Origin of the sequence: uncultured Campylobacter sp., assembly GCF_937890585.1 — a bacterium.
Classification (GTDB): Bacteria; Campylobacterota; Campylobacteria; order Campylobacterales; family Campylobacteraceae; genus Campylobacter_A.
In genome coordinates, this window is record NZ_CALACG010000157.1 from 1 (window position 1) to 3,313 (window position 3,313).

The 3,313-nt window shown below is 43.8% G+C and carries 2 protein-coding genes; one reads left to right on the forward strand and one right to left on the reverse strand.

Annotation, left to right across the window (positions count from 1 at the left end; translation table 11 throughout):
- Positions 1-22: 22 nt before the first annotated feature.
- A complete protein-coding gene (locus tag Q0296_RS04680) occupies positions 23-481 on the reverse strand; it encodes a methylated-DNA--[protein]-cysteine S-methyltransferase (RefSeq protein ID WP_298037164.1) in 459 nt (152 codons plus the stop codon).
- A 122-nt stretch (positions 482-603) separates the two neighbouring features.
- On the opposite strand from Q0296_RS04680, the gene Q0296_RS04685 reads away from it, so the two are divergent.
- Entirely contained in the window at positions 604-3,189 is a 2,586-nt protein-coding gene (locus tag Q0296_RS04685) for a bifunctional aconitate hydratase 2/2-methylisocitrate dehydratase (protein WP_298037167.1), read from the forward strand.
- Positions 3,190-3,313: the final 124 nt, after the last annotated feature.

Below are 3,313 nucleotides of genomic sequence, written 5' to 3' on the forward strand. Positions count from 1 at the left end.
GGTTAAATTTGAAATTTTTTAGCTACTTATTCTTTGCTTCGTGCTCTAAAAGCCAAATTTTAGTTGGCAAGCCCTCGCCGCCTGAGTAGCCACCAAGGCCGCTGTGAGAGAGCACTCTGTGGCAAGGGACGATGATAGGCAGTGGGTTTTTGGCATTTGCTGAACCTGCTGCGCGGTAAGCGTTTTTGTGACCTGCGGCAAGTGCAAGAGCTGCGTATGTGGTCGTCTCGCCGTATGGCACTTTTTGTAAAACATCATAAATTTTAGCTCTAAATTTGGTTGTTTTTACATCAAGCCTTACGCTAAATTTTTTAAGCTCGCCCTTAAAATAGGCCTCCAGTTCATCTAAACAAAGCTTTAAATTTTCATCTTTTACCGCAACTTTTTCAAATTTATCTACAAAATTTATCTCGCAAATTCCATTTTCACTAGCAACGATCTCTAAAATTCCAATGGGCGATTTTAGGTAGGCTTTTGACACATTTACTCCTTGAAATTTGAAATTTTGGGCAAATTTTACTTTAGATTGTTTTGCTTTTTGATAAAATGCAAGCAAAATCAGCGATTTTGAGCTAAAAATGAGCAAAATCACAAAGGAAATTTATGAGCTTTTTTACCGACTACGAAAAACACGTGAGTGAGCGAGAAAAAGAGGGCGTGCCACCGCTTGCGCTAAACGCCAAGCAAACAAGCGAAATTTGCGAGCTAATGAGACTTGCTGGCAACTCTAGTGGCGATGAAAAGGCGCAAAATGAGCTAAAATTTCTTATAAATTTGCTTACAAATCGTGTAAATCCTGGTGTTGATGACGCGGCAAAGATAAAGGCAGAATTTCTTGGCGAGGTGATAGAAGGGCTTAAGATAGACGGACTTGACGCGGTTCGTGCCATTAAAATTTTAGGCAAGATGCTTGGCGGATATAATGTAGAAATTTTGGTGCGAGCGCTAAAAAATAGTGATGATGTTATCGCACAAGCCGCGGCAAATGAGCTAAAAAATATCATTTTGGTGCATGAGCATTTTGACGAGATCGCAAAACTAGCAAGTAGCAATAAATTTGCAAAAGAGGTGCTTGCTTCTTGGGCGAATGCCGAGTGGTTTGTGCACAAAAAGCCACTTGATGAGTGCATAAAGGCAGTGGTTTTTAAGGTGCCTGGCGAGACAAATACAGATGATCTAAGCCCAGCTAGTGAGGCCTATACAAGGGCTGATATACCGCTTCACGCAAAGGCGATGCTGGTTAAAAAGATGCCTGAGGGCTTAGAAATCCTAAAAGAGCTAAAAAGTCGCGGTAAGAGCGTGGCGTATGTTGGCGATGTGGTCGGCACTGGCAGTAGCAGAAAGAGCGGCATAAACTCTATCCAGTGGCACCTTGGTGATGAGATAGAGGGCGTGCCAAACAAAAAAACTGGTGGCATCGTGATCGGCACGACCATAGCTCCGATATTTTTTAACACCGCCGAAGATAGCGGTGCACTACCGATAGTTGCAAACGTAAATGAGCTAGAAATGGGTGATGAGATAGAAATTTGGCCATTTAAAGGCGAAATTTACAAGATTGCAGGCAATGAAAAAAAGCTCGTGGCAAATTTTAAACTAAGCCCAAACACCCTAAGCGACGAGATGAGAGCAGGTGGCAGGATACCTTTGATGATAGGTAGGCAGGTCACCAAAAAGGCTAGAGAGGCCTTGGGGCTTGGCGAGGAGCAAATTTTCATAAAGCCAGAGCAGCCAAAAGAGCTAGGCGGTGGCTATACGCTTGCTCAAAAGATGGTCGGTAAGGCTTGTGGCGTGGACGGCGTGAGAGCTGGGGCCTACGTGGAGCCTGAAATTTTAACCGTTGGCTCGCAAGATACCACAGGGCCCATGACTAGAGATGAGATAAAAGAGCTTGCTAGCCTTGGTTTTGGGGCGGATTTTGTCTTGCAAAGCTTTTGCCACACGGCTGCTTATCCAAAGCCAAGCGACCTTGTAATGCACGAGAGCTTGCCAAAATTTATAAATTTACGTGGCGGCGTGAGCCTAAAACCAGGTGATGGCGTCATCCACTCGTGGCTAAACCGCATGGTCTTGCCTGACACGGTGGGCACTGGCGGCGATAGTCACACGAGATTTCCTATCGGCATTAGCTTCCCAGCAGGCAGTGGCCTAGTGGCCTTTGCGGCGGTGCTTGGGATGATGCCACTAAATATGCCAGAGTCAGTTTTGATCAAATTTAAAGGCGAGCTAAAAGAGGGCGTGACGCTTAGAGATCTAGTCAATGCGATACCTTATTTTGCGATCAAAAAAGGGCTTTTAAGCGTTGAGAAGAAAGATAAAAAGAATATTTTTGCGGGTAAAATTTTAGAGATCGAGGGGTTAGAGAGCCTAAAAGTGGAGCAGGCATTTGAGCTAAGTGACGCTTCGGCTGAGCGTTCGGCGGCTGCTTGCGTGGTAAATTTAAGCGTTGAAAGCATCGCGGAGTACGTTCGCTCAAACGTTGCGTTAATTGAAGCGATGATAAAAGCAGGATACGAGAGCCATGAAACGCTTGCTAGACGAAAAGAGAAGATGCAAAAATGGCTAGAAAAGCCAACTCTTTTAAGAGCCGACAAGGACGCAAGATATGCTGAAATTTTAGAGATTGATTTATCGCAGATAGATGAGCCGATCCTCGCCTGTCCAAACGACCCAGACGACGTGGCGACGCTAAGTGAAATTTTAGCCGATAGCAAAAGAGCGCACGATATCGACGAGGTCTTTGTGGGTAGCTGTATGACAAATATCGGCCATTACAGGGCGCTTGCTAGAATTTTAGAGCGTGAGAGGAAGCTTACTACTAGGCTTTGGATCGCACCGCCAACAAAGATGGATAAAAAGACGCTTGAAGATGAGGGCGTTTATGAGATATTTAAGAGGCTAAATGCTAGGACAGAGGTGCCAGGCTGCTCGCTTTGCATGGGTAATCAAGCAAGGGTTAATGACAATGCCGTTGTTTTTTCTACCTCGACTAGAAATTTTGACAACAGAATGGGCATGGGCGCAAAGGTCTATCTAGGAAGTGCTGAGCTAGCTGCTGTATGCGCGCTACTAGGGCGTTTGCCAAGCGTTAGTGAGTATAAAAAGATAGTAAAAGATAGCCTTAGTTTAAACAAAGATCAAATTTATAAATACCTAAATTTTAATGAAATAAGCGAGTTTAGTATATAAATTTGTTACAATATCGCGAAATTTTAAGGAGCTTTGATGAAAAAAGTAGCTTTTTTTCTCTTTTTTAGCAGTTTTCTTTTTGTAAATTTACACGCATTAGAGTGCAGTGATCTTGCTAAAAAAG